Source organism: Marinobacter flavimaris (genome assembly GCF_045057155.1).
Lineage (GTDB): Bacteria > Pseudomonadota > Gammaproteobacteria > Pseudomonadales > Oleiphilaceae > Marinobacter > Marinobacter manganoxydans.
Genome location: NZ_CP171359.1, coordinates 3300730 through 3325176 on the forward strand (window position 1 = coordinate 3300730; position 24447 = coordinate 3325176).

The window sequence follows — 24447 nt, forward strand, 5'->3', positions numbered from 1 at the left end:
ATGAAAGCGTCCTGCTCTCATCAGGGCGGCCCTGGTATGCTGAAAGAGTTTAATACAAGCTGCGGGGTATGCGGTACCCCGCAAGTAGTTGCTCTGTGAACGGGTTGGTATTGCTGGCCGCGTGGAGGCGATAACGCATCTCCCCGTCGTCAACCCGGAACCGGACATCGACCGCGCTGCTGCTCACGCCGGTAATGTCGGCTTTATCGAGCAGTCGGAACAGAGCCCATGGGCCGCTTTCCGAGAGGCTGCGGGGTGAACGGTTCACCTGAACCGGCACCAGGGTAATACGGCTCTCAACAGAGTCCCGCAGGGTATTAGGCCAGACCAGCGGAATGCTCTGGCGCGGGCCATGGCTGAACTCCACCAGTTGGCCGTCGACATTGACCACGCTGCGGCGCTTGTTGGCTGAGAGATTGAGCGGTTCCAGCGCGAACTCCACATCCAGCGAACCACCCCGGGTAAAGTAGGCCCTGCGGATTCGATCGGCATTTTCCAATGACGTCAGTACCGCACCGCGCACCAGGCCGGCACGTCGGGCATCGCCCACCTGTTCCGGGTGATCCTCGAGGAACAGTTTCAGGTTGTCCTGATAGAAGGCGTCCAATACGCCGCCCGGGGCAAAGAACCGTTCAAAGTCCTGCAGTGCAACATCCCGCCCGGAGTCCGGATTAAAGGGATAGTGGCGGGCCAGATTCTGCTGGAAGGGCTGATACACCTCGCGGTACCACTCATGCTCGAGCTGCGCCACCGCCTGGTCCAGAACCACCCGCCAGCTTTCCGTGGCCAACCGGGTCAGCAGCCGGTTCAGGGGCTCCGGCTGGTTGTCGGCCATGCGCTGCAGGGTGAAGATCGGGTCGGCTCCCTGCAGGCCCATGCGGGCCCGGGCAGCGGCCAGCGCAGCCTTGCCCTTGTCTGGCGCTTCCTGGATGTTGCGCATGTACTCGTGAAGTTCCGCGACCACCAGCATGATCTGTTCAAGCCCGGTTGGCTGATCGCCATTTTTTCGGGTCAACTGGTTGAGCTCCGCAAACTGCCGTTCAATATCCTGCAGCATGCGGAAATGGGGCGACTGCTCCAGAAGCTCCCGGGCCGCAGCACTCTCCCCTTCTGCCGAAGGTACAAGACGCGTGTTATGGCGAACCTGCCCGAGCAGGCTTGCCAGGGGCTCGTGGCCGCTGGTCAGGCTCTCCAGAATACGTACGCCGTGGTTCAGGTCCTCAAATCGCTGAATATCAATGCGGCTCAAGGCAGTACGCCAGGCCTCGGCGTAGTGCTCGGCATAGAGGGTCTGCAAACTGGCCAGCAGCCTGGCTTCATCCGCCTTGCTAAAATCGACGTTGTCCCGGCGGCCCAGCACCCAGGCGTCCACCAGAGCCAGCTCCGTTACCGAGCCGGACTTGCGCAGGAACCATTTTTCCAGTCCCTCCCGGGTCAGCAACGCGGGGATGGTCAATGGGTCTTCTTCCACCGCTGCTCCCGAGTCCGACGGCTCGCCATAGCCATCCAGCCGGGTGAACACCGTGCTGAATGCCGGCCCGGATGCCCGGGCCAGTTCCAACGGTGCCCGGAATTCCTGTTCTGCTTCAATTTCCAGATCCCGATAGACCCGGTCTGGCGTGGCAATCCGACCAAGCTCATGTTGTGCCCACTCGACACTGCTACGAAACGGCGCCAGGGTCATATCGGCAACCGCATCGCCCTGGCGAGTTAGCTGTGCCAGATCGGTATGCGCCATGGCATAGTCCAGATGACCCAGTAGCCGCTGCTGCAGTTCACTCTGGCCGGGGAACGCCTCCTGCCAGTGGTTCTGCATGTAGCGGGTAACAATATCGTCCCGACGACCACTGGCGTCATACAGCATGCGCAACACCCGCAGATGCTCCAGGCGCTCAGTGCTATTGTCCGGCGCCTGACCCATCTCGGCCATCACACCGAACATCAGGGCTGGCAAATATTGGTATGCCAGCATATCCAGGTAGGATTCCTCAACTTCCGGGCCCACCTCATGGCCACGGTATAGGCCCATATCACTGAGCAACGGCCAGTTCCGGCGGTGGTCGCCAAAGGCCAGGGTCGCCTCACGAAGTTCATCCAGCGGGCCGAGCAGGTTTCGGCCGGTATTGTCCGGCTCAAAACCCACCGGCTGCCAGTTATCGATGAATCCCCGCACACGGGTTTCCACGGCGGTCGCGGCCTCTGCATTCTTGATAAAGAAATGCTGCCAGCCGGCTGTCATACCCGCTCCGGCACAAACAGCCACCACGGCGGCCACGGCCAGCCGGCGTTGCCGGGACTGAATCACCCGTCGGTTGTCACCGGCCAGGCCAGCCTCCGGATAGATGATCTCGGGGAACAGTGCCCGGGTAAACAGGTTGGCGGACTGCCCTGCCCGTTGAGCAGGCTGAATGGGCCCTGCAATCTGGTAGTTGGCAGCAGCCGCTGAGACAAAGGCATCCTCCGGGACACCCTCCTGCAACACCGAGGTGAAGTAGGTGCCGCGGACCATCGCCGGTGTCGAGAACACATCCGCAGACAGCAGGTCGGTCAGGAATTGCTCCAGAACGGGCTTAAGGCCGGCAAGCTGGCGGGTAAAGGAGTAGGCCGCTGCCCGCTCCTCGGCATTCCGGGTATTGGCCAGAACATCCGGCAAGCGATCGGTAAGCCGCTCAACCATGGCGGTGTATCGGTCAGCGAACTGGTTCAGCCAATCGTCGTTATCCATCTGGCCTTCGAGGCTGAAGGTAAAGCCCAGGGCCTGCTCCTTGTCCTGCTTGCTCAGGGTCCGCACCAGCGGGCCAAATCCGTAAAGCAGGTCCATCTTGGTGAAGGTGACATAAACGGGCAGGCGGGAGCCGATCTGCTCCATCAGTTCCCGCAGGCGCGTGCGCAACAGGATGGCCCGGTCCCGCCTCTGGCCGGAGTCTGCCACGCTGAGACTGGCCAGATCTATGGCCAGCACCACCCCGTTCAGAGGGCGTTGAGGACGATTTCGCTCCAGCCAGGCGATGAAATGATGCCAAAGACGCTGCTGGATCTCCGCGCCGGCGCCCTCCCCCTGACTCTGGCTCAGCAGTTCACCATCCGGATCGATCAGCACGCCTTTATCGCCGATCCACCAGTCAAAACCGAAGGCATTGCGATCCATTCGATTGTTGCGGGTTACGTTGGTGAGCGTGTAGGTCTGCCCGGAGCGTTGAATCAGGCTGGTCTTGCCAGCATCCTCAAGGCCCATCGCCAGATACCAGGGCAGCCGGTAAATGCCTTTGCGGCCGGGGAGGTTGCTTTTCAGGGCCGCCAGCTGGCGATCCAGCAGGCGCTGTTGCTTGCGCTCCATGGGCAGAATCGGATCTTCCTGTTCCTTCTGCGCTTCCGCCTGCCTGACGTTCACCTTGCGCAGGCGGCGCGCCAGCATCATGCCCCACACCATGGCCACGACCAGCACAACGCCCAGGGTTACCACGGCCCGCATCTGCCAGGCCGCCAATGGAAACTCACCATTGAGCTCCCAGCGTGGCCCCAGCCACCAGGTGGCCACCACCAAGGCAATAATGCCCAGTACCAGGGTGACCGGGGCTGCGTTTTTGAGGTATGGCAGAAGCCAGCGACCGATGAGTAAAGCTTTTCTCCACATGGTGTCCATTCCTGCTGTGATTCCTTGGTGTGTTCCGGGTATCAGCCCAGCTTTTCAAGCTGCCTGATCAGGGCTGGCTCCCAGTTCTCGAGAGCCAGCCCGCGCACCTGCATTTGCAGATCCTGAATCTGCTGCGTGGCCAGTGATTTCAGGCCGGAGTCCTTCATTAATCGGGCGCTGGCAAGGCGCCAGTAAAAGCGGTCTCTTGGTTCTCTCGCTTCCGCCAGCCCGTCCTCCAGAAGTTGCATCCCGGCAGCCAGCCCCTTTTGCCCGGCCAGCTCCCGGGCTTTGTCATAAGCCTGCTCCCAGGCGTTGGCGCTGCCGGCGGAACCACCGGTCGCCGGCGCGGACCAGAGCCACTCTTCCGCCTCCCGGGAGAGGAACGGGGTGCCATCGTTGAAGGTGAGCTCCGGCAACTGGGCAAGGCGCTCAACAAACTCCTTTGCGGACACACGGATGGCCTCAGCGCAGGCGTGGTGGCCCAGGGCCGCCGCTACCCGGGCACTTAACCAATGGCCGTCCAGCCAGAACGGACTGACCGACAGGCTCTGCTCGATTTTCTGCCACAACGCCAGGTCGGCGGATTTTTCCAGGGCTTCGCGATAGTCAGCCACCCGATCGGCACTGACGGCGGCAAGATCGGTGCGCTTTCCGTCCCGTGTCGGCGGTACCGTGGTGATGTTCTGCCAGATAGCGTAACGGCGAACCTGGTACCCCAGAGGCTGGTCCGGCCCGGTTTCGGTGAGCATGTCCGCGACTTTCAGAAGACTCTGCCGGGTTGCTCGTTCGTCGCCCGGGTCCAGGGTGAGTGCCCCCAGGGAAGGCTTCGACGGTGCAGGTTTCTGCTCTGGCGTTTCAGTTCGCGAATCCTGGCTGACCTGCCCTGCCTGCGGACGGGTTTCGGGGGCTGCCGCGGCGTCGTTAACCCTGGGCAGCTTTTCAACCGCCCGTTTAAGATCCTGCAGCGACTCCTCGGGCAATTCCCGGCCAGCGGCCTGGTCCATCAATCTCGCCAGAAGTTCAAGGCAGAACGCCCGACCGTCGCCAACACTGCCATCAAACGCCAGGGCGTCGACGCCCTTGCCGGCGCGCTGGAGCATCTGGGTGAACATCATCTTGCGTGCCCGCTTGCCCGTCTCTCCAGGGTAGGGCCAGGCCTGCTCCCACCATTCGTCCAGCACCCGGTGCAGCAGGTACAGGGATAGGGCGAACCGTTCACCATCACCACCGCGTTGCAGGGCGACCAGAAGAAAACCGAGCACTTTCAGATCCTTGCTGCGGTCCGAGAGAATCGTCAGGGCATCGCTTTCAACCTTGCTCCAGTCGATGTCGGTATGGGCCAGAGAGCCCACCTTCATAATCTCGTTTTCCAGAGACTCGAGCGTTGCATCGTCTCCGAGTGCCTCGCCGACACCGGAATCGCCGGGCAATGGTGAGACAACCTGTTCAACGTAGGGATGTTGCTCAATGATCTGCATGTTGCTGTCCTGAATCGCTGTGTTCAGCCGGCATTTACCAGCCACAGGTCTCGCGTAGCGGTTCGATGGCCCGGCGGTATCCCGAGAGATCAAACAGCAGGCCATCAATGCGACCGTTGGGCGAGTCAATGCGCGCCTCTGTGCCGTCGATCATGGCTTTCACGGTACGAATGGCTGGCAGTCCCCGGCCGCCGCTGAGCACGAAACCGTTGTCCCGCACCCGCCAGACGGTCTGTCCCCGGCCAAACCCCAGCCGAATCCGCTGCTCGTCCATTGCCTCGGGCAGCATCAGCGTGAGTTCCGTGATGTTGTTGTAGCACTGAAGGGCCAGCAGAGGTCTGGGAGGTTGAACGCCCAGAGCCGGAACCGTCACCAGGTGGCCAGCTGCTCGCCCGGTATTCCGGTAAAGCACACCGGCACCGGCATTTTCTGCATCAAGGCTGGCGTAGGCCTGTCGCCATCGCTCGGATCGCCGGGTATCCGGGGCCGCAAGTTCCTCGCCGGATGCCGCCAGGGGAGTACCAAAAACCTCGTCAAAGCAGGCCAGCCGTTCAAGTCGCTGGGGCTCACTGGTACAGAGTCGGGCATCTTCAAGCTGGTCAGCGCTGGCATTGGAGACCAGCGAAAGCAGCGCCAATGCCGCTGCAATACCACCGGTTAATCGCACTCTTCGGGGAATCATGACTCTGTCACCCGGTACTTGAGACACTTGTGGGCCAGGGTCCGCTTTGGCAGGCCGAGGCTTTCTGCCGCCTGGGCCCGGTTGCCACCATACTGGCGCAGACGCTCGCGAATAATTGCCGCTTCAAAGGCCTGTGCCGCGACTTTAAGATCCCGGACCTCTTCCACAGCAGGTAGATCAACGGGATTTCTGTCTCTGGCATCCGAGGGTGCGCGGGTCCAGCCATCGGGCTCTTCAAACAGGTCATTAATCCTCAGAACTTCCGGCTGGATATCATCCCCGCCCGGGGTCTGCAGGCAGGCCAGTTCAATGATGTTGCGCAGCTCACGGACATTGCCCGGGAAGTCGTATCCAGCCAGCAGGTGCAGAGCGTGGCTGGAAATGCCCATGGGCCCGCTACCCTCACGCTCGGTATACAGGCGGATAAAGTGACGGCTCAGGGCTTCGAGGTCCTCGGGGCGCTCCCGCAAGGGCGTCACCCGCAGCGGAAACTGGCTCAGGCGATAAAACAGGTCCCGCCGGAAGCTGCCGTCTTCGATACCTGCCTGCAGCGGCTGGTGGGTGGCCGCTACCAGGCGAAAATCGGAGTGCTGTTCCTCACGGGCGCCCAGTGGGCGGAACTGACGGCTCTCCAACACCCGGAGCAGCTTCGACTGCAGGGCCAAGGGCATGTCGCCGATTTCATCCAGGAACAGGGTGCCGCCGTTGGCCTGTGCCAGAAGCCCCTGCTTGTCCCGGTCGGCGCCTGAGAACGCTCCCCTGGTATGCCCGAAAAGTTCGCTTTCCAGGAGGGTATCGGGAATCGCGGCGCAGTTGACCACCACCATCGGGCCGTCGGCCCGGTCGGACAGTTCATGGATACCGCGGGCGACCACATCCTTGCCACAGCCGGTTTCACCCTGCACCAAAACGGACAGTTGGCTGCCGGCGGCCCGGACGATCTGGGCCCGGAGGCTGGTCATGACCTGGGAGTTGCCGACCAGGGTTCGGGCCAGTTGTTCGCACCGGGTGCGAACGGTTTCGGCGTCGTGCAGATGATCCAGTGAGCGCTTGAGCAGGCGACGCTGCCAGACCTGATCACGGCTCTGAAGCTGGGTAATCCATTGATGAACCAGCAGTTGCCGTAGGCCACAATACAGAGGCTGGCCGGTAATGCCGTCCCAGTCGGGTTCGTCCCGACACAGTACGAGCACCCCCAGGGTTCGGCCGTCATTACCGGTGAGGGGCTCAAGCCACAGGGAACGCGGCCGGTCGCTGGCCTCAAACAGGGCCTGGAAGCCGACGTGGTCCAGGCGGTAGCTGGCGGCACGGGTAAGTTCCCGGGCTTTGCCGGTTTGCAGCACGTGGGCAAAGGGGTGGCTGAAGTCACCGCAGTCGAATTCGCCGTGTTCGGCGAGGTCGCTGCAGTGCAGGGTCCGGCCACTGAGGTCGAGTTCGAGTGCCCAGCAGCGGGTCAGGCCGAAGGCGTTTTCCAGCTGTCTTGTGGCGGTTTTCAGCAGATCCGGCAGGTTGTCTTGCTGGATCAGGGCCACCGCCAGGTCGATTCCGGTGTGCAGTTCCATCTGCATCCGTCCCATGGTTCTCTTCCCTAAGATTTTTATGCTTTTGTGTTCGCCAACCGCACACCGTGCGGATTTGCTTTCCAAAACACGCCGTGAATACGTCCCTGTAGGCTCCGCTCCGCCATCCATGGCTCCGCAGGGTTTTGGAAAGCAAATCCCCACGCCGCGCTACTTTGGAGTGTCCCTAAACCACCATTCCCGTAAATCTGGCATCTTCAACACCCAACATGACCTTCGTAACCGACTCCCTCGCCGCCAGTTTCTCCAGCAACGCCAATGAAACCGGCGGCAAAAGCTCACCCTCTATGATCGACTCAAGCATCCTTGCGCCGTTTTCGCTTCTTGTCGCACGGCTACGGATGGCATCGATCAGGCCGTCCTGAAGTTCCACTTCGGTGTGATAACGGGCCTTGATCTGGTCCGCCAGGCGCTGGAGTTTGTCGCCAACGATGCGGTTGAGGGTTTCCTCGCCCAGAGGCAGGTAGGGCACCACTTCCATTCTTGCCAGCAAGGCCGGTTTGAAGAAGCTGGCCAGTTCCGGGTAGAGGGCTTCGTCCAGGCTGGCCGGGGACTCGGCGTGGTTGACGATGGTCTGGTAGCCGAGGTTGGAGGTGAGGAAGAAGACGACATTTTTGCAGTCGATGAGTCGGCCTTCGCCGTCAGCCAGTTCGCCTTTGTCGAACGCCTGGTAGAACAGGTTGAGGACTTCCGGATGGGCTTTTTCGACTTCGTCGAGCAAAACCACGGAGTAAGGTTTCTGACGGATGGCTTCGGTGAGGATGCCGCCTTCGCCGAAGCCAACGTACCCCGGAGGTGAACCGATCAGGCGCGAGACGGTGTGTTTTTCCTGGTATTCGGACATGTTGATGGTGGTGAGGAACTGGCGGCCGCCGTAGAGCAGTTCGGCGAGCTGTACCACGGTTTCGGTTTTGCCGACGCCGCTGGGCCCCACCAGCAGGAAGGCGCCCATGGGGCGGCCAGGCCGGCGCAGGTCGGCGCGGGCGGTGAGCAGGTGTTGGTGCAGGCAGTCGATGGCGGTGTCCTGGCCTTTGATGTGCTCCTGCAGATACGCCGGCAAGTGGGTGATTTTTTCCAGTTCGTCGGTGGTCATGCGATTGACCGGAATGCCGGTCCAGTCGGCGATGACTTCGGCCACCTGCCTGGCATCAACGCGGGCGTGTACCAGCGGCTCGTCGGCATGGAGTTCAGTCAGTTCCTGCTCGATGGCGGCGGCTTCGCTTTTCAGGTCCGGGCGTTCTTCTGTATCCCCATCGGTCAATTCAGAGGTATCCGCTTCGGCCTGGGATTCGCCGGTGAGCAACTGTTCACGAATCTCCACCAGTCGTGCCACCAGCTCGCGCTGGTCGTTCCAGCGTTGTTCCAGGGCTGCGGATTCAGCAGTGATCCCGGCAATGCGCTGTTCAAGTTCCCTTTCCCGGTCGGCATCCACGGTCTGGCCCAGGGTGTGTTCCCGGCTCAGCAGGTTCTGTTCCATGGCCAGCTGATGCAGCTCGCTGCGGACGTGGCTCAGGCGTCTGGGCGGCATGCTCAGATTCAGGCTGACCCGTGCGCAGGCGGTGTCCAGTACGTCGATGGCTTTGTCCGGTAGCTGACGGCCGGCAAGGTAACGGGCAGACATCTCGGCAGCGGCTTTCAGGGCGCTGTCGGCGATCAGGACCTGATGGGCTTTTTCATAGACGGTGCGCAGGCCACGGAGGATGTGGACGGCTTCTCCGGGTGTGGGTTCATCCAATGCCACGGGCTGGAAACGGCGGCTCAGGGCCGGGTCTTTTTCGAAGTATTTCTTGTACTCGCGCCAGGTGGTCGCGGCGATGGTGCGCAGCTCGCCCCGGGCCAGGGCCGGTTTGAGCAGGTTGGCCGCATCGGAGCCGCCTTCGCTGTTGCCGGCGCCAATCAGGGTATGGGCTTCGTCAATGAACAGGATGATGGGGGTAGCGGAGCCTTTGACCGCTTCAATCACGCCTTTGAGGCGTTTCTCGAACTCGCCCTTCACCGAGGCGCCGGCCTGCAGGGCGCCCATGTCCAGGGTCCAGAGCTCAACGTTTCTCAAGCGGTCAGGCACATCGCCGTTGACGATGCGCAGAGCCAGGCCCTCCACCACGGCGCTTTTGCCCACACCGGCATCGCCCACCACAATAGGGTTGTTCTTGCGGCGGCGGCAGAGGATGTCGATCATCTGGTCGATCTCGGCGTCACGGCACACCACCGGATCCAGTTTTTCTTCCCGGGCCAGTCCGGTGAAGTCGGTAGCGTAGCGTTTGAGCGGGTCCAGATCCGCGCTTGCCACCGGTTGCCCGGGTTCCTGCTCGCTCGGTTCCAGCCGCTCCGCGGAGCCCTCGGTGAACCGGTCAAATTGCTTGCGCAGCTGCTCACGGTTGATGTCCGCCAGTGCCTGTGCCACCCGGGGCATAAGGTATCGGTCGGCATTCATCAGCAGGGCCAGGAAAACCGCGCCCGAGCGCAGTTCGGTGTGCCCCAGTTCGGTGGAAGCCAGCAGCCAGGCATCCTGCATCAGTTCCACCAACAGCGGCGAGAACGATGGATAGGGCTCAGCGCTTTGCACCTCTCCGTTCAGGCTGTCGCCCACCAGCGGTTGCAGTTGCTGATGATCAATGCCGGTGTGCTCCAGAATCTGGCGCACGTCGGAAAACGGTGTTTCCAGCAGCTTGAACAGCAAATGGGCCGGAGTGATTTCCGCGCCCTGGCGGCTGATGCACAGGGCGGCGGAGGCTTCCAGCGCCTGGCGTGACATGTCGTTGAGGCGCCCGATCAGCGCCGGCAGTTCTACCCGAATCACGTTGATGTCCTTATTTCGGTAGTTGGTCGAGTACGCGCAATACGTCCGTGATGCGCTCGTTCAGTGCCATGTTATACAGGGAGTAGATGCCGGCCATGGCCGCCACAAACAGACCTGCAATGCCCCAGACGGGCATGCCGCTGCGCAACCGGTTCCGGGTTGGCGTTACGTTCGCCCGGGCATCCGCAAGAGGCGCCGGGTCCTGTTCCTCCTGCAACGCTTTCAGTTGCTCGTGCAGGCCACGAACAATCCGGTCGTATTCATCCCGGCCGTTTTCCATCACCTTGTACCGCCCTTCGAAACCCAGGGAGAGGCACAGGTAGATAAACGACAGCATGTCGCGATAACGGGCCGGTTCCTGCTCCATCCGGGCAAGAATGGCAAAAACCTTTTCCCCACCCCAGGTCTCGTTGTGGAAGCGGGACAGCAGGGAGTGCTGAGACCAGACGCTATGGGCGCCCCAGTCGGTCCCCAGCACGGCCTCATCGATGAAGGCGCAGAGGACGTACCGATAGGCGACAACAACCGGCCGGTCGTAACCCTGCTCCACCAGTTCCCGGTCGATGGCAGCAATCTCATCCACCACCTGCTGGTAGAGGGGTTCCACCACGCGATAATCCGCCAGCCTGCGTATCCTGATCACCAGGCCAAGCAATGGTGTGGCGGCGTCAATCAGGCGGTTATGTTCCAACCCTCTGAGCTGGAACTGCTCGTCGACCTGGCCTTCCCTGTTGCCCTCAGCGGCTCCCCGGCTGTCGGCAAAGATCAGATCACTGAACGCACTGCTGCCGGAATTCCTGCTGCCGTTGGGTAAGTCCATTACCTGTGCATCTGCCATGATTTAGCTCCTGATTGCCCAGAACTGCATTTCCATGCCCGGGAAACTGCCGGCCACGTGGAATGCGAAGCCGCTGGCGTTGTCGAGCATTTGCCAGGCCTGGCTCTGGTCGTCCAGGCGGAAGTACACGAAGCCGGCGTGGTACGGCAACTGCCGGGGTGCAACCGGTAACGCAGCGAGCGGAATTCCCGGCAGCTGCAGGCTGATGAGATCCCGTATTTTCTCCACCGAGGCCACCTTGCACTGCTGGGTGAACTGCTTGCGCAGATCGTCCAGCGGCATGTCGGCTTTGACCGCAAGAATGAATTCCGCATCCCGGACCAACTGGGCATCCTGAACCGGGGCCACGGTCAGGCCGTACTGGCGCTGCTGAAGCTGGATAGCCAGGGCTCTTGGTTCCAGCACCGTGCTCAGGGACTGCCGCAGAACCTGCATGAGCGGGGTAAAACAATCCTCCGGCAGATCGTGGTCATAGGCCGGGTACTCCCTCGGCAGGCGCCCTTCATCGGTGAAGGTCACCAGCTCGCCACACAGTTCCAGCAGGGCTTCGAACAGCCGTTCAGGATGCAACTGGCGCAGGCGGGCCAGGTGCATGAACCTGGGATGGGCCCGGTTCAGCATCTGCAGCAACATGAAATCCGCCACATCCGCAACGCCCCCCTGCCCGGGCGCACCGACACGCTCGGCGATAGTGCGTGCCCGCTCCCGCATCAGGCCCGCCATTTCCCCGACAAATCGCTGCAGCCTCGGTGCCGCTCGCACACTCAGCATGGTCGGGATGAAGTTCGGGTCCATCACCAGGCTGCCGTCCGGGCGCTTCTCAAGAATCCGGCCGATGGCCAGGGCCGCATAGGCACTGCGATCGTCTCGCTCCAGCATCAGGCGGGGTGCAACCCGGCCCACATTGATGGTGTGGGCATCACCTTCGACCGAATGCAGATCCCGGATTTCCAGGGAGTCGGCACGGAACCGGCCCGCCACCGGGGCGTCCGGCCATTCCACTTCGGCGAGGCTGTCACTGCCCAGTGGCAGGGCCAGGTACACGATCTGATTGGCCACGGAGGCATCGGTGATTTCCATCGGCTCCGGCATCACATCGTCCTGGGGCAGACTGAAGCGGGTGCCATCCGGGAACAGGCCGGATGCCCGAACCAGGCCAACCCGGCCGAAACTCAGGTACTCTGCGTTCAGTTCCAGGTCGCTGAAGCCATACAGATAATCGGAGATCGCGAGCGCCCGTTCATTGATCTGGTGTTCCAGATATCGCTGCTGTTGCTGGAAGTGTTGGGGCTTGATGAACAGGCCATCACTCCAGACGACTCGATTGGTTACCGCCATCAGGTGTCATCCGAATGCTTGAGTTGAACTTCCCGCTCCCGCAGGTTCACCAGCAGGTTGTAGCGGCCACCGATTGGATCCACCTTCACCACTTTCTTCCACTGGGACAGGTTGGGATAGGCGTAAAAGGCGATCACGCCGATAAATCGGGTGTCCTCGCCAATCTCAAAGGGTTCGATGAACTTGAACTGGCCCGGCACCAGGGAGTAATCGCTGTGGTCCACATAGTTCTGGCCCAGTGACGACTCGAGGTCACTCAGTAGCTGGTCGAAATCCCCGGCCATCAGTAGTGAGCTGTCGCGCATCTCGATGATCTGAAACGCAACGGGCGTGGGTGCCAGGGATTCATTCGGGTTTACATCCGGTTCGGCCACCATGGTCAGACCGACCCGGCTGGGCAGATCCTCCGGGTATCCCACCGGGATATCCGGGTCCCAAAGCACTTTTGCGGTTTTGGTGACCGCGTTATAGGGTGTGCTGCATCCGGCAAGCACGAATACGATGGCCAGCAAACTCCATTTGCAGGTCTTCACAACGGTTCTCCCTCTGTAGTTGGCGCAGGTTCTGGTCGTAAGCCTGTTCGAACACTTCCTGGAACAGACGCTCGAATCCCTGCTGACGACTGGATTTCAACTCTCGGTAATAATGCTGGTACATATCCCATGCCCAGCGTCCCTCGTCCTCGTTCTGGCGCAGTCCCCGGCGGTAACCATGGAAACGACGCAGCAAGGCCTCGGGCGAAAAGGCATGCAGGATGGCCTCCAATGCCTCGCTGATGGCCTCACGGGTTGCCTGCTGGTGATGATTCAGGCTCTGCAGACTCTCCCGCACCGCCGCCGGCGCCGACAGGTGAACCGGGCTACGATGGCTGGCGAACAGGGTCTGCACCGTATCCTCATAACCCTCACCCAACCGCAGTGGATTATCCTCGATGGGTTGCAGGCGGGTTCGCAGCGCCTGATGCCTGCTGTCTTCTCCCTGATGCAGGGCCAACAGGCCTTCCACGGTCGACTTCAGTGTTTGCCCTACTTCCTCCAGGAACAGACGCATCTCGTCGCTGTCGGCAAAGTCCAGCCCGACTTCCATACCCCGCAACAGGGGGGCACCACTGATGTGCTTGCTGCTCTGATCGGAAGCCTCCCTGCGATCAGTGCTCTCTGAAATCTCAGACATCCTGTCTTTCTCTCCTTTGCGAACTGGCAGGCCCATCGCTACGTCGCGGTTTTCACGGTACTCATCCGAAACCTGCCTTTCGGCGGCGCGCCAGGAGGTCTCGCTGACCATCAGCGCGTCAGCATCCGACTTCTGTTGGTCCGGCTGTAGGTTCCAGGGTGCCAATGGGTCATCACTGACTGCCTCCCCGGCTATCGCGCCAAAATTCTGCAGCGGCTCCGGGTTCTCAGTCTGGCTGGTTAAGTACTCGGCCCGCATCAGCGGCCCTTCATCGACATCAATCAGTTGCCGGGCCTGATCTGCCTCACCTCTCTCAAGCAGCGGTTCACTTACAACCTCGGCCAACTCCGCACGAAGTTGATAGCGACCAATACTGATGGTATCGCCATGATTCAGTCGTGCCCGACGGCCCCGACCCACCGGCTGACTTGCGCTATTGATGTAGGTCCGGCCACTGCGATCAATCAGGCAGAAGCCGCCGTCCAGAAAACGGATCTCTGCGTGGCCAGGAACCGCACCCGTTCGCTGGGAGGATAACCGCCAGGTATCACTGGCTGCTGTACCGATAGAGCCGCCGCGAACGCTGAAACAGTGCTCGATGGTTGCCCCACCGCCGGCAACGGTCGGATTGGTGACTGTCAGCTTGAGGCCCGCAGCCTGTTGTTCATCCATGAATGCCTTCCCTGCCGGGTTTACCGGCGAATCTGAATCCGGACCGCCGGTCGGCGCCGAGCCTTTTCCGGGTTCACGAAGGAATTCCAGCCCAGCCGCACATCTTCCCCCAGCTCCATGGGGCGGATGTCTTTCGGACGCATTTGAAGCTCCAGGTCGTAGGCCAGTTGCTCCCGTGTGGCGAACTCCACGAGTTTGACCAGGCGCTGGTGGTCCTGGCCATTGGGCAGGAAATCCGCAAAGCGCTGTCGGCTGAGATTCCGCAACCGGAGCACGAATTTGCCACTGCGATCCCGAATGGCGGATCCCACCAATGTGTCGCTGCCCAGACAGGCGTTGGCCTGGCCCAGTCGGGTCTGTTGATCATCGGCGATGGCCACCTTGCGCAGGACCCACTGTTCAATACTGACATTGTCCAGATCGAAGCAATGGGCAACGATGCCGCTCACCACCTCCGGCGACCGGCTGCGACCGGCCATCAGGCCGGAATAGGCCAGCATCTTGGACCAGTTAACCGGTGTTGCCTCCCGCAACCGGCTGTCGCCGAGCCCTATCAGGGCAAAGATCAGTTCTGAAAAGCCGTCCGAGGCACCGGGTTTAAACCGAACGTAGTAGCGATACTTGCGCCACGCCCGGTGGAACAGCGTGACCAGGCGATGATTGAAAAAATCAAGAAAATGCCGCCGGATGCCCAGATTCTGCCCCGCTTCCCAGGCCAGATCCTCCAGGTAATAGCCCGGCAATGGCGACTGGGAGCCGTGCAACCCCAGAAAGCTGACTTCCATCTGATACGGGGCATGCTCGTGCTCCGGCGACAGCGCCGAAACCACATCGCTGCCGGGAAACCCCAACCCTGCGGAAGCAGAAAACCGGATCCGTTCCTGGCGGGGTTGGTCGTCGCTGTTTCGCTCCAGATCATCCCCGTGATGCCGGTGAATCAGGTCCACCAGCTGGAAAAAACTGTATCGCCGCGCATTGCCCAGAACGGGTTGCAGCTCGGCTACATCAGCGGCTGCTGACCTTGCTGTAACGTCCATGTGTACCGTTCCTGATTATCGGTGTTCACCACTTCCAGTTGGTGAAATGCGTTGATACTGGCGTAAAGAGCAAAGAACTGGCTGAGAACCGTGCCGAACAGGTAAAGATCACCCTCCGATGCAAAGGCCTGCTGGTCCAGTTTCAGTACCGAGCGGATCCCCCGCACCGGCTGGCCCTTGACCATCCGGTCAACCGGGGATGTCTCGATACCGGTAATACCGGCCAGACGCTTCTGGGAGACCCGCTCCGCCTGACGGTCCACCAGGGCCCGGAAATCATAGACCCGCAGCACCGTGCGCAGGGCATCCACGTCCAGCATGGACAGGTAGTTGAGTGACAGATTCGAGATCAGCGTCCACAACAGGCTGCCATCGAGGGTTGGCCGCAGGGTCGCCGTGGGCCGGGTAATGTTGCTGAAGGTGGCAAACGCCGGCGTGCTCTCGGTCGCCATGCAGATTTCGCCTACCGCCAGCTGGCTGGGCAACTGGCGGTTGGTGCAGGTGAGGGTCAGGGAAACCGCTTCCTGCCGGCTCAGGCACTCGGACTCGTCGCCCCGGACAAACGACATGTAATGATCAAAGCCGTCCCCGCGCACGCTGTCCCGGGCCCGAACCCGGTAGTACAGGGCGGTACGCCCCCGGTCCCGTTCCACCTCATGCTGGAAACTCTCGAAGGCCGTGTAGATGCGGGGCTCACCGCGCCCGGACCGTCCCTCCAGCCAGCCTTCCACCTGCTCGATGCTGAACACCTCGTAGTGGTCCGGGGAGCGGCTGGACGGTGAAATCCGGTATTCGGTCTGGCGGCCGTTCAGATCCACCGGCTCGCCTTCGTGGGTAAACAGATTCACCGCCGGGGTGCAGTAGAGTTGGAAATTGTCCTCCCGCACTTTCGCATCCGGCGGCAATATCCGGCTGAAATGAAACCGCAGGCTGATTTCATCCGCCTGCAGCGCCGGTAGCCGGCGGGCCAGGCCGTGGATGTCCACGAAACGGAAGGCCTCAGGGAAGCTGAGGTATTCCTGCAAAATGCGATAGCCGGGGTAGGCGTTCTTTGGGTACGGCAGCAGAGCCTCATCGTTGCCAAATCCCACCGGCTGCAACAGCGAGGCCGGCAGGCGGTAAACAGCCTCGCCCACCACAAGATCGATGCGTTCCAAATAGTGGTTCAGCCAGAGAAACAGGGTTTCGGCGATATGACTCTCGCCGCCCAGATAAAAGCGCAGGCTGTCCATACCCAGTGACGACAGGGGCTGATCGGTGTGTAGCGCCAGGTCCACGGTCACTGAGGACACTTCCCGTGAGTGCTCGGCATGGGCCGCCGCCACGCTCACCGGGAACACATCCACCGCCCGGCAAGTGCGGAACCGACACTGGGTCTGGCGATTGGCATCGCCCAGGGGCCGGCTCTTGATCTCGGTGTGGCGGTCTACCCTCTGGCGCTCACTGATTGCATGCAACTGCGGATCAAACCGCATGATGGTGCAACTGGGCACCGGCCGCAGATAATTCGGCCACAGCATGTTCAGCAGCGAGTGGGTAATCTCCGGGAACTCGTCCTCGACCTTTTCCCGGAGCTTTCCGGTCAAAAAGGCGAAGCCTTCCAGTAGGCGTTCCACATCCGGGTCTGTGCTCTGCTCCGACAGAAAGCGGGTCAACTGCGGATGGGCATCCGCGAATTCCCGGCCCTGGAGCCTGAGAAAGCTTAATTCGTCCCGGTAAAAGCGATTCAACTTCATACAACTACCGCATCCTTGGGAGTATGAGACGGTCGGTACACTTTTCTTCCGGGAAAAAACAACTCGCTGCGCTCAGACATTTTTTTCCCTGCAGAAAAGCATCCCCACCGTCTCTCGCCATCCTTGGTGTTTGCTTATCCGTTTCGTTACACCACCTGGTAGTAACGTTTGTCATCCAACACTAAATCTATGGTCGTTTTGTCGTCATTTGCGCCGACATTCAGGTACACGGTCACCTGAAACCGCAACTGCAGCGGATCGGGTCCCTGGGGCAGATTAACCACATCCACCCGCTTCACCCTGGGTTCGAACTTCTCGATGCACTGCCGGATCGCGCCACGGATCTGGACGCTCAGATCGTGGGTGCCGAGCGTGGCGTCGTTGAAGTCCAGCAGGCCCAGATCCGGCACGCTGGCGCTGTTGCCCGGGTGGGCGTTCAGCAGCCGAACCAGATGGCGCTTGATGGATTCAACAACGTGGGTGACTTCTCCCATACTCTGGCCGGCCGGTTCGGCAGCCTGCTCCAGTCTCTCGAACAGGCTGCCGCTGCCGGCCTGCGATCCGTCGCTGGCCGGGTGCTGGAACACGGATTAATCCTTGTCCAGCCGGCCAACCAGTGACAGTTCGAAGTTGGCACCCATGTACTTGAAGTGGGGCCGAACCGCCAGGGACACCTGGTACCAGCCCGGATCGCCTTCCACGTCAGAGACGGTGACCTGTGCCGCGCGCAGGGGTCGACGGCTGCGGACTTCCGCGGGCGGGTTTTCCTGATCGGCCACGTACTGGCGAATCCAGGTGTTCAACTCACGCTCCAGGTCCTGGCGCTCCTTCCATGAGCCGATCTGTTCCCGCTGCAGGACCTTGATGTAGTGGGCCAGGCGGTTGACGATCATCATGTAAGGCAGCTGGGTACCCAGCTTGTAGTTGGTTTCCGCTTCCTTGCCTTCCTTGGTGTTGGGGAACTGCTTGGGTTTCTGCACCGAGTTGGCGGAGAAGAAGGCCGCGTTGTCGCTGCCCTTGCGCATGGTCAGGGCAATGAAGCCCTCGTCTGCCATTTCGTATTCGCGACGATCGGTGATCAGCACTTCGGTCGGGATCTTGGCTTCCAGCTGACCGAAGGATTCGAACAGGTGCACCGGCAGGTCCTCGACTGCGCCGCCACTTTGGGGACCGATGATGTTCGGACACCAGCGGTACTTGGCGAAGCTTTCGGTCAGGCGGGTGGCCAGCAGGTAGGCCGTGTTGCCCCACAGGTAATGCTCGTGGTCCGCCGATACGTCTTCCTTGTAGTTGAAGCTGCGCACCGGGTTTTCGGTGGGATCGTAAGGTACCCGCAGCAGGAAGCGTGGTGAGGTCAGGCCCAGATAGCGGGCGTCTTCAGACTCTCGGAGGGAGCGCCATTTGGCGTATTTCGGGCCCTCGAAAACGGCCTTCAGTTCCTTGATGGCGGGCAGTTCCTGGTAGCTGTCGACGCCAAAGAACGACGGTGCCACCGAGGACAAAAACGGAGCATGGGCCATCGCTCCGACAGACGATACGTACTGCAGCAACTTCATGTCGGGTGTGGACGGGGTAAAGGCGTAGTTGCCAACAACCGCGCCGACCGGCTCGCCACCGAACTGGCCATATTCCGTAGAATAGATGTGCTTGTAGAAGCCAGTCTGGGTAACGTCCGGCGCGAACTCGAAGTCTTCCAACAGCTCGGTCTTGGTGGCGTGGAGAATATCCACCTTGATGTTTTCGCGGAAGTCGGTGCGATCGACCATCAGCTTCAGGCCGCGCCAGGACGACTCCAACTCCTGCAGCTTGGGCGCGTGCAGGATTTCATCCATCTGGGCGCTGATCTTTCGATCCAGCTCCACCACCATCTGGTCCACCAGGGCCTTGTTGACCGGCTGGCCTTTTTCGTCGCTTTTCAGCAGGTTGGCAATAAACGTTGCCACGCCCTTGCGAGCAACATCGTAACCCTCATCCGCCGGCGCCATGCGGCTGTTGGCCATGACCTGGTCGAGGAGAGAGCCTTCAGTGACGGATTCGGAGGCAGCAGATTGCTGCACAGCAGTATCAGACATACCACATCCTTTTAGTACGCTTTGAATTCAGTCGGAAATTATGAGCGGGTGTTCCCTTACTCGTTGCTGTCTGTGGCCAGTTCCAGTTCGGCCAGCAGCTTGTCCCGGGCGTCGTCGTTGTCCAGCAGTTCCTGAAGCTTGGAACGGAACGACGGTACGTTACCCAATGGGCCTTTCAGGGCCACCAGGGCTTCCCGCAGTTCAATCAGCTTGTTCAGCTCCGGAACCTGACGGGCAACGCTGTCGGGAGAGAAGTCATCAAGGGTCTGGAATTCCAGGTTTACCGGCAGTTCGTCGGCTTCCTCATCCAGCTTGTTGGTCACGGTGGTGGAAAGGGTCAGGCCGGCTTCCTTCATGACCGAACGGAAGTTGTTCTTGTCGACGGAAATGGCCTTGCGATCTTCGATGGGGGTTTCTTCGGCGTGTCCCTTGAAATCACCAACCACGAACATCTTCAGCGGCAACTCGGTTTCTGCCTGCTGATCTCCGGTGGCGGGGACGTACTTGATATTGATGCGCTCTTTAGGCGCGACGGAACCGTCTTTTGAAGACATGCGCTTGCTCCCTGTGCAAATCATTTGCAATTGTTCAATCCCTTGTACGCACCCTCCTGGCGCGCAACGATCAAAACTCTACACAGATCACTTGCCAGGCTCAAGCAAAAACTGGCCAACTTTGTTCGCGAATGTGCGGCCGGGCAAGCTTTTGCCAGAATACGCGGGATCTCCAATCTGTCATCACTCATACGAAAATTCAGTCAATGACGGCATTGTTGGCTGTGGCTATACTCGCCCAACGAGCAGGATCAACACGAAACCATAAGGAGATCAACATGAGTGACCTGAAAACCCGCTTCGACGAAGCCGTGAATTACATCCAGACTGCCGAGGGCGACTTCAAACCGTCCAACGAGATGAAACTGGAGTTCTATGCGCTCTATAAGCAGGCCACCGAGGGAGATGTGTCCGGCAAGCGCCCGGGCATGATGGATTTTGTCGGCCGCGCCAAGTTTGATGCCTGGGAAAAGGCTAAGGGCATGTCCAGCGATGAGGCCATGCAGAAGTACATAGACAAGCTTGAAGCCCTGAAATAACTGGTGTTCCAGCCCAGACTCTGGTCGAAAAATGACCAGAGTCAATCTTCCTGAATAAAGCTTTGCGCTCGTAAATGAGCTGTCATAAGATGCGCGCAAAATAACAATACCAATTCATCAGGAAGAGTAATTTATGGACATCACCGAGGCGCTGGAACAATCCCAGCCAGGCCTTGTGGGCCGGGTCAAGGACGCAATCCACAAGCACAAGCTCAATCAACGCTCTGAGCAAACCTACCTGCACTGGATCACACGGTTCGTGCTGTTTAGCGACATGAAAGATCCGGATGCGCTGGCCAATGAAGACCGCCGGCTGTTTCTGGAATACCTGAACGATCGCATGCGGGTATCCCGGGCGCGTTTCAATCAGGCCAGTCAGGCCCTGGCATTTTTCTATGAAGATGTACTTGGTAAAACGCCCGCCGGAGACAACGGCTGCGCCGCAGCCTGATAGCCTGTCTCAACGCTCATTCATATTGATGTTAAGCGCATCGTAAGTGCGGTTCTCGGGTGGGCGGATCACGTAGTTGTTGCTGTGGGTCTGCCCGGGAATGGATTTCGGATTGCTGAACCGGAACTCCACCGGAATCTGTGATCGGCCGAGGTCCGTGCGGTTATCTCCGGGTCGAAGCCCGAGGGGATCCAGGTAGAAGTCGTCTTCAACCCGGGGTTTGAGCGGTACACCCGCAGCCGGTGCCGCAAGGCCACCCTCGATAACGGTATTGGCCAGCGTCTCTTCCTCCATGGAATTCAGCTGGATGGTGTGGATGGTTGAGCGTTCTTCGTACTGGAAAGCACTGTCCTGCGCATCGCTCTGCGCAAAGGCCGCACCGGCAGAAAATGCCGCAGCCAAGACAAGCACCGTGATTACCCTGCTCTGAACGTTCCCCGCTTCTCCACGCATACCCATGGCATTTACCCCGGCAGACGATCCTGTCTGCGACCAGTTGTGACAAATTTTGATCAGTTTATCGACAAATCACACAACCTGCCCGGGCACTCGCCAATTTTGTGACATCATTCACTTGTCGTCGGATGGCGCCTCGTAGCGAATTCCTACGACAAAGACCGACTTCCAACCTTCCGGCGTGCGAACGCTCACTTCGTCGTCAAGGCGTTTGCCGATCAGGGCCCGGGCGAGCGGTGAGTTGATGCTGAGATAGCCTTTGTTCAAATCAAACTCGTCGGCGCCGACCAGGCGATAGGTCTGTTCGTCACCCTCTTCGTCTTCCACTGTTACCCAGGCACCAAAAAACACTTTGTCCCGGTCATCCGGCAATCGGTCCACAACGGTCAGCTCTTCCAGGCGCTTGCCCAGAAAGCGCACCCGACGGTCGATTTCCCGCAGCTGCTTCTTGCCGTAGATGTACTCGGCGTTCTCGGATCGATCACCAAGAGCGGCAGCTTCCCGCACGGCCTGAGTCACTTCCGGGCGCTTTACCTTCCAGAGATACTGCAGTTCATCACGCAAGGCCCGCTCGCCTTCCGGAGTGATGTATCTGGGGCGTGGGCCGCCATTACCGGGAACCTGGGTCATTGGTCTCGCAACGTCCTCTGCCAGTTGGGAATCAGAAATTGGAAGGGCATAAAAAAACCCCGTAAAAACGGGGTAAGGCTAGCGCTGTGCTGGAGGGAGAAGCAAGCAACAAATCTGCAGGCTTCCAAAGCTACAGTTTCAATTATGCACAGCATGGATTACACCGGCGTGGCCGAGGAATTACGTTTTCGTCAGGGAAACTACGAACGCCGGCCCCGGGAATTAGGTTGCAGACTCTAGGTTCGGAGCATAGCGTAGCGCTTATATTCTTTTCGAACGTTTCCATTCTCGGAGAAAACAAAATGAATACACAGAAGCTGCTGAACATGGCACTTAATGGCGTGGATGCTATTGGTTACCGGCTCGACCAGTACGGAATTACTGGCAAGGTCAATCGGCACAACATTGCGGCTTTTCTCGCGGCCGAGCAGAAGCATCTGGAAGGTGAGTGGGACAGCATTCAGGTGCGTGTAAACCGTCGCCGCTCTCAGGTGGAAAAGATTACCCACGAGATCGAGTCCCGCAGGGATGCGCTGATTGGCCCCGTGATGTCACGCATTAACCGTTTCCGCGCCAGTCAGTAAGTATTTACGCCGGTGGATCAAGAGGCGGTTCGGGTTTCCCCGGCCGCTGGATCCGTCGGCTGCTCGGCCTGGGCCGCGCGAATGCGTTTGCGGGCTTCGGTGTAGGCGGGAATCTTCACCGCCACGGTAAGCCCCGGCGGTTCTTCCCCGGGATGGGTATCACTGAGGACAATCTGGCCCTGGTGAATCTCTGCAACAGCGCTCACAAGGCTCAGGCCCAGACCATTACCCGGTAAAGAACGGCTCTTGCCTACCCGGTAAAACCGCTGGAAGACCTGGTCTTTCTCGGCATCGGGAATACCGATTCCACTGTCCCGGACTTCAAACACCGCATCGGCACCCTCGCGCCGAACAGATACGCCTATAACGCCATGCTCCGGCGTATATTTGATAGCGTTATCAATCAGGTTGCTGACCATCTGGAACAGAAGGTCGCGGTCGCCCTCGATCATCACTCCGCTTTCCAGGCCCTGCTCGAACGACTGGTCCTTATCCTCAGCCAAGGCCTCATAGAGCTCACAGGCATCGGTGACCAACTCATCCAGCGGCACAGGTTTCATGTCGGCGGTATTACCACGGGTTTCCAGGCGGGCGATGCGCAACAATGCGTTGAAGGTGGCCAGCAGCTGATCGGCCTCCGCCACGGCGCGGCCGGCCTGCTCCCTCGCCTCGTCGTTATCCACCGACATCAGCGTGTTTTCAAGCTGGTTGCGGAGTCGGGTCAGGGGCGTGCGCAAATCGTGGGCAATACTGTCGGAAACGTGCCGGATGCCCTCCATCAGATACACAATCCGGTCCAGCATCTGATTGAGGTTTTCCGCCAGCTGGTCGAAATCATCGTCGGTGCCACGGGTTGGTATCCGCAGGGAAAGGTGGCCGTTCATGATCCGACGTGATGTGTTGTTGATAACCTCGATACGCCGGGTCGTACTGCGGCTCATCAGGAAGCCACCAAGCAGCGCAAGGGCAAGGGTGATCCCCATACCCCAGTTGATGGCGGTTTCAATTACCCGCTTGAGGTTAGTGAGTTCGTCGACATCCCGCCCGACCAGCAGGCGCAAGCCACCCTGAACCTCAAAGATCCGGGCACGGGCGAGGCGTTCGGGCCCGGTCCAGCCGACGGATTCGTTCAGGGTGAAGTTGATCCAGCCGCTCTCTGAACGGCTGCCTTCCGGCCAGGTCTCTATGTTGCCGGCCAGCTTCAGAAAGTCGTCGGTGGTCAGCAGATAGATGGATTTGGCGTTGGGGTCGCGGGCAACACGTTCACGGATGATGGTGATGAGGCCATTTACGCCACGGCCACGATACTGCTCCGCCAGACCGGCGATTTCCGCTTCAATGGTTTCGTCGGTCTGGGCGGTCATGAAGCCCGCCGTACGCCAGTAGATAAAGGCCAGTAACAGAAATACCGAGGTGGCGAACACCACCATGTACAGCAGGGCTAGCTGGAAGGACGAGGTCCTGAGCTGGCTAAGCAGTTTCACGTAACATGTACCCTGCACCCCGGATGGTCTGCAGTAAGGGTGTATCGAATTCCTTATCGATCTTGGCTCGCAGCCGGCTGATGTGTACGTCGATAACGTTGGTCTGGGGATCGAAATGGTAATCCCAGACTTTCTCCAGCAACATGGTCCGGGTGACCACCTGGCCGGCATTACGCATCAGGTACTCCAGCAGACGGAACTCCCGCGGCTGGACATCAATATTCTGGCCGGCCCGCTTTACCGTGCGTGCAAGCAGATCCATTTCGAGATCGGCGACCCGCAGTACGGTCTCGGTTTCCGCCGACTGCCGATTTCTGCGCACCAGGGATTCGATACGGGCCAACAATTCGGTGAATGAAAACGGCTTGGTGAGGTAGTCATCGCCGCCGCCACGCAAACCTTCCACGCGGTCGTCCACATCACCCAGGGCGCTGAGAATCAGAACCGGCACCTGGTTTCCGGTCGCACGCACGGTTTTGATAATGGACAGACCGTCCATTCCCGGCAGCATGCGATCTACAATCATGATGTCGTAATCCTCGCTGGCCGCCATCATCATGCCTTCCTTGCCATCGGCTGCATGGTCGACCACGAAGTCGGATTCCTTCAGCCCTTTGACAAGATAATTTGCAACGTCCTGATCGTCTTCGATTACCAGCGCTTTCACCGGCTCTCCTCCCGATAGCGGATTACAGTAACGACAAGGGTA

The 24447-nt window shown here is 60.0% G+C and carries 21 protein-coding genes; 3 read left to right on the forward strand and 18 right to left on the reverse strand.

All coding sequences use genetic code 11. The features are described from left to right. Window positions 1-49: 49 nt before the first annotated feature. The 14 genes from tssM to tssB all read right to left on the reverse strand — a co-directional run bounded on the left by tssM (window position 50) and on the right by tssB (window position 19594). Entirely contained in the window at window positions 50-3643 is a 3594-nt protein-coding gene (tssM, locus tag ACGK9W_RS15485; RefSeq protein ID WP_288367160.1) for a type VI secretion system membrane subunit TssM, read from the reverse strand. Window positions 3644-3675: 32 nt separating this feature from the next. Then, complete coding sequence (gene tssA / locus ACGK9W_RS15490; protein WP_288367158.1) at window positions 3676-5112, reverse strand: type VI secretion system protein TssA; 1437 nt, start codon at window positions 5110-5112, stop codon at window positions 3676-3678. 34 nt (window positions 5113-5146) lie between these two features. After that, on the reverse strand, window positions 5147-5794 hold the full coding sequence (gene vasI, locus ACGK9W_RS15495; RefSeq protein WP_008175730.1) for a type VI secretion system-associated protein VasI: 648 nt from the start codon (window positions 5792-5794) through the stop codon (window positions 5147-5149). Next, window positions 5791-7362 carry a sigma-54-dependent Fis family transcriptional regulator gene (locus ACGK9W_RS15500; RefSeq protein WP_008175727.1) on the reverse strand — a complete coding sequence of 524 codons (1572 nt, stop codon included), beginning with the start codon at window positions 7360-7362 and terminating at the stop codon, window positions 5791-5793. Before ACGK9W_RS15500 ends, vasI begins: the two co-directional genes overlap by 4 nt. Before the next feature lie 178 nt (window positions 7363-7540). Further along, the gene (tssH, locus tag ACGK9W_RS15505; protein ID WP_008175725.1) at window positions 7541-10174 is read right to left on the reverse strand and encodes a type VI secretion system ATPase TssH; all 2634 of its coding nucleotides are present in this window, start codon (window positions 10172-10174) and stop codon (window positions 7541-7543) included. Between the two features lie 10 nt (window positions 10175-10184). Continuing rightward, complete coding sequence (gene icmH, locus ACGK9W_RS15510) at window positions 10185-11012, reverse strand: type IVB secretion system protein IcmH/DotU (protein ID WP_288367152.1); 828 nt, start codon at window positions 11010-11012, stop codon at window positions 10185-10187. 3 nt (window positions 11013-11015) lie between these two features. Continuing rightward, window positions 11016-12350, reverse strand: a complete 1335-nt coding sequence (tssK, locus tag ACGK9W_RS15515) for a type VI secretion system baseplate subunit TssK (RefSeq protein WP_288367150.1) — start codon at window positions 12348-12350, stop codon at window positions 11016-11018. Then, window positions 12350-12883 carry a type VI secretion system lipoprotein TssJ gene (gene tssJ, locus ACGK9W_RS15520; RefSeq protein ID WP_008175720.1) on the reverse strand — a complete coding sequence of 178 codons (534 nt, stop codon included), beginning with the start codon at window positions 12881-12883 and terminating at the stop codon, window positions 12350-12352. Before tssJ ends, tssK begins: the two co-directional genes overlap by 1 nt. Then, on the reverse strand, window positions 12816-14195 hold the full coding sequence (gene tagH, locus ACGK9W_RS15525) for a type VI secretion system-associated FHA domain protein TagH (RefSeq protein ID WP_405417432.1): 1380 nt from the start codon (window positions 14193-14195) through the stop codon (window positions 12816-12818). Before tagH ends, tssJ begins: the two co-directional genes overlap by 68 nt. 20 nt (window positions 14196-14215) lie before the next feature. Then, a complete protein-coding gene (gene tssG, locus ACGK9W_RS15530) occupies window positions 14216-15232 on the reverse strand; it encodes a type VI secretion system baseplate subunit TssG (RefSeq protein ID WP_405417434.1) in 1017 nt (338 codons plus the stop codon). Next, complete coding sequence (gene tssF, locus ACGK9W_RS15535; protein WP_405417436.1) at window positions 15196-16968, reverse strand: type VI secretion system baseplate subunit TssF; 1773 nt, start codon at window positions 16966-16968, stop codon at window positions 15196-15198. The genes tssG and tssF overlap by 37 nt, the downstream gene beginning before the upstream one ends. Before the next feature lie 146 nt (window positions 16969-17114). Then, window positions 17115-17555 carry a type VI secretion system baseplate subunit TssE gene (gene tssE, locus ACGK9W_RS15540; protein WP_008175712.1) on the reverse strand — a complete coding sequence of 147 codons (441 nt, stop codon included), beginning with the start codon at window positions 17553-17555 and terminating at the stop codon, window positions 17115-17117. A 3-nt stretch (window positions 17556-17558) separates the two neighbouring features. Next, a complete protein-coding gene (gene tssC / locus ACGK9W_RS15545; protein ID WP_008175710.1) occupies window positions 17559-19040 on the reverse strand; it encodes a type VI secretion system contractile sheath large subunit in 1482 nt (493 codons plus the stop codon). Window positions 19041-19096: 56 nt separating this feature from the next. Beyond that, window positions 19097-19594 carry a type VI secretion system contractile sheath small subunit gene (gene tssB / locus ACGK9W_RS15550; RefSeq protein ID WP_008175709.1) on the reverse strand — a complete coding sequence of 166 codons (498 nt, stop codon included), beginning with the start codon at window positions 19592-19594 and terminating at the stop codon, window positions 19097-19099. Between the two features lie 278 nt (window positions 19595-19872). Between tssB and ACGK9W_RS15555 the strand changes: the two genes are divergently transcribed. Together ACGK9W_RS15555 and ACGK9W_RS15560 are read left to right on the forward strand one after the other, a co-directional pair. Continuing rightward, the gene (locus tag ACGK9W_RS15555) at window positions 19873-20133 is read left to right on the forward strand and encodes an acyl-CoA-binding protein (RefSeq protein WP_008175707.1); all 261 of its coding nucleotides are present in this window, start codon (window positions 19873-19875) and stop codon (window positions 20131-20133) included. A gap of 133 nt (window positions 20134-20266) precedes the next feature. After that, entirely contained in the window at window positions 20267-20584 is a 318-nt protein-coding gene (locus tag ACGK9W_RS15560) for a site-specific integrase (RefSeq protein ID WP_405417440.1), read from the forward strand. A gap of 9 nt (window positions 20585-20593) precedes the next feature. Here the strand turns inward: ACGK9W_RS15560 and ACGK9W_RS15565 are convergent, their stop codons facing one another. Beyond that, entirely contained in the window at window positions 20594-21043 is a 450-nt protein-coding gene (locus tag ACGK9W_RS15565; RefSeq protein ID WP_008175703.1) for a hypothetical protein, read from the reverse strand. A 111-nt stretch (window positions 21044-21154) separates the two neighbouring features. After that, complete coding sequence (gene greB / locus ACGK9W_RS15570) at window positions 21155-21670, reverse strand: transcription elongation factor GreB (protein WP_014578652.1); 516 nt, start codon at window positions 21668-21670, stop codon at window positions 21155-21157. Between the two features lie 302 nt (window positions 21671-21972). On the opposite strand from greB, the gene ACGK9W_RS15575 reads away from it, so the two are divergent. Further along, a complete protein-coding gene (locus ACGK9W_RS15575; protein WP_108018356.1) occupies window positions 21973-22254 on the forward strand; it encodes a hypothetical protein in 282 nt (93 codons plus the stop codon). A gap of 17 nt (window positions 22255-22271) precedes the next feature. On the opposite strand, the gene ACGK9W_RS15580 is transcribed toward ACGK9W_RS15575, so the two are convergent. After that, window positions 22272-23738, reverse strand: a complete 1467-nt coding sequence (locus ACGK9W_RS15580) for a HAMP domain-containing sensor histidine kinase (protein WP_273068811.1) — start codon at window positions 23736-23738, stop codon at window positions 22272-22274. Then, window positions 23725-24405, reverse strand: a complete 681-nt coding sequence (locus tag ACGK9W_RS15585; protein ID WP_008175694.1) for a response regulator transcription factor — start codon at window positions 24403-24405, stop codon at window positions 23725-23727. The genes ACGK9W_RS15580 and ACGK9W_RS15585 overlap by 14 nt, the downstream gene beginning before the upstream one ends. Window positions 24406-24447 lie beyond the last annotated feature (42 nt).

Coding starts and splice junctions, on each gene's coding strand:
- ACGK9W_RS15500 (WP_008175727.1), bottom strand. CDS start 7,362: ATGCAGATGGAACTGCACACCGGAATCGACCTGGCGGTGGCCCTGATC.
- ACGK9W_RS15555 (WP_008175707.1), top strand. CDS start 19,873: ATGAGTGACCTGAAAACCCGCTTCGACGAAGCCGTGAATTACATCCAG.
- vasI (WP_008175730.1), bottom strand. CDS start 5,794: ATGATTCCCCGAAGAGTGCGATTAACCGGTGGTATTGCAGCGGCATTG.
- tssF (WP_405417436.1), bottom strand. CDS start 16,968: ATGAAGTTGAATCGCTTTTACCGGGACGAATTAAGCTTTCTCAGGCTC.
- tagH (WP_405417432.1), bottom strand. CDS start 14,195: ATGGATGAACAACAGGCTGCGGGCCTCAAGCTGACAGTCACCAATCCG.
- tssG (WP_405417434.1), bottom strand. CDS start 15,232: ATGGACGTTACAGCAAGGTCAGCAGCCGCTGATGTAGCCGAGCTGCAA.
- ACGK9W_RS15575 (WP_108018356.1), top strand. CDS start 21,973: ATGAATACACAGAAGCTGCTGAACATGGCACTTAATGGCGTGGATGCT.
- icmH (WP_288367152.1), bottom strand. CDS start 11,012: ATGGCAGATGCACAGGTAATGGACTTACCCAACGGCAGCAGGAATTCC.
- ACGK9W_RS15560 (WP_405417440.1), top strand. CDS start 20,267: ATGGACATCACCGAGGCGCTGGAACAATCCCAGCCAGGCCTTGTGGGC.
- tssK (WP_288367150.1), bottom strand. CDS start 12,350: ATGGCGGTAACCAATCGAGTCGTCTGGAGTGATGGCCTGTTCATCAAG.
- greB (WP_014578652.1), bottom strand. CDS start 21,670: ATGACCCAGGTTCCCGGTAATGGCGGCCCACGCCCCAGATACATCACT.
- tssC (WP_008175710.1), bottom strand. CDS start 19,040: ATGTCTGATACTGCTGTGCAGCAATCTGCTGCCTCCGAATCCGTCACT.
- tssB (WP_008175709.1), bottom strand. CDS start 19,594: ATGTCTTCAAAAGACGGTTCCGTCGCGCCTAAAGAGCGCATCAATATC.
- tssM (WP_288367160.1), bottom strand. CDS start 3,643: ATGGACACCATGTGGAGAAAAGCTTTACTCATCGGTCGCTGGCTTCTG.
- ACGK9W_RS15565 (WP_008175703.1), bottom strand. CDS start 21,043: ATGGGTATGCGTGGAGAAGCGGGGAACGTTCAGAGCAGGGTAATCACG.
- tssA (WP_288367158.1), bottom strand. CDS start 5,112: ATGCAGATCATTGAGCAACATCCCTACGTTGAACAGGTTGTCTCACCA.